Genomic DNA, 1,247 nt, shown 5'->3' with positions numbered 1-1,247 from the left:
GCAGCGCCCACCGCCCCGCCCTGCCCAGGCCCGCACCACCGGCGGCGCCCCGACCGAGGAGCTCAACCCGCGCCTCTCCAAGCGCATGAGCGAACTCGGCCTCGCCTCGCGGCGTGAGGCCGACGAGTGGATCGAGCAAGGCTACGTGCGCGTCGACGGCGAGGTGGTCGACCAGCTCGGCGCCCGCGTGCGGCCCGAGCAGCAGATCACCATCGACCCGCAGGCCAGGCTGGAGCAGGCGCAGCGCGTGACCATCCTGCTGCACAAGCCGCTCGGCTACGTGAGCGGCCAGGCCGAGGACGGCCACGCGCCGGCCTTCACGCTGGTCACCGCCGCCAACCGCTGGGCGAACGACGGCAGCAAGCAGCGCTTCAACGCCAGCCAGCTCAAGCACCTGGTGCCGGCCGGCCGCCTGGACCTCGACTCCACCGGCCTGCTGGTGCTGACCCAGGACGGCCGCGTCGCCAAGCTGCTGATCGGCGAGGACAGCCCGGTCGAGAAGGAGTACGTGGTGCGCGTGCAGTGGACCGCGCGGCCCGAGCTCACCGACCTGAAGGAGCACTTCCCGCCCGAGGCCCTGGCGCGGCTGCGCCACGGGCTCACGCTCGACGGCGAGAAGCTCAAGCCCGCCAAGGTGTCGTGGCAGAACGAGCAGCACCTGCGCTTCGTGCTGCGCGAGGGCAAGAAGCGCCAGATCCGCCGCATGTGCGAGCTGGTCGGCCTGAAGGTCGAGTCGCTCAAGCGCATCCGCATCGGCCGCGTCGGCCTGGGCGAGCTGCCGCCGGGGCAGTGGCGCTACCTCGGGCCGTTCGAGACCTTCCTGTGAACGCGGCCTCGCCCGCCGCCGCCGCCGCCGGGCTGGACACGCTGTGCCTGGCCGGGCCCACCGCCTCTGGCAAGACCGCGGCCGCGCTGGCGCTCGCGCAGGTGCTGCCGGTCGAGGTGGTCAGCGTCGACTCGGCGCTGGTCTACCGCGGCATGGACATCGGCACCGCCAAGCCCAGCGCCGCCGAGCGCGCGCTCGTGCCGCACCACCTGATCGACCTGATCGAACCCTGCGCCGCGTACTCGGCTGCGCAGTTCGTGGCCGACGCGCGACGTGCGATGGCGGAGATCCGCGCCCGCGGCCGGCTGCCGCTGCTGGTGGGCGGCACGATGCTGTACTTCAAGGCGCTGTTCGACGGCATCGACGCGCTGCCGCCGGCCGACCCGGCCCTTCGCGCCGCGCTCGACGCCGAGGCGCGCAC

General features: G+C 73.6%; 2 protein-coding genes. Both read left to right on the top strand.

Features of this window, described 5'->3' with window-relative positions; all coding sequences use genetic code 11:
* On the top strand, positions 1-826 hold an 826-nt coding region (locus x551_RS22435; RefSeq protein ID WP_161728138.1), incomplete at its 5' end, for a pseudouridine synthase.
* On the top strand, positions 823-1,247 hold a 425-nt coding region (locus tag x551_RS22430; protein ID WP_036251792.1), incomplete at its 3' end, for an isopentenyl transferase family protein. The genes x551_RS22435 and x551_RS22430, both read left to right, overlap by 4 nt.

Origin of the sequence: Methylibium sp. T29 (assembly GCF_000576205.1) — a bacterium.
GTDB classification, from domain to species: Bacteria; Pseudomonadota; Gammaproteobacteria; order Burkholderiales; family Burkholderiaceae_C; genus Methylibium; species Methylibium petroleiphilum.
Note: the sequence above shows the minus strand (reverse complement) of the source record. Positions and strands in the feature narration are given on the sequence as shown.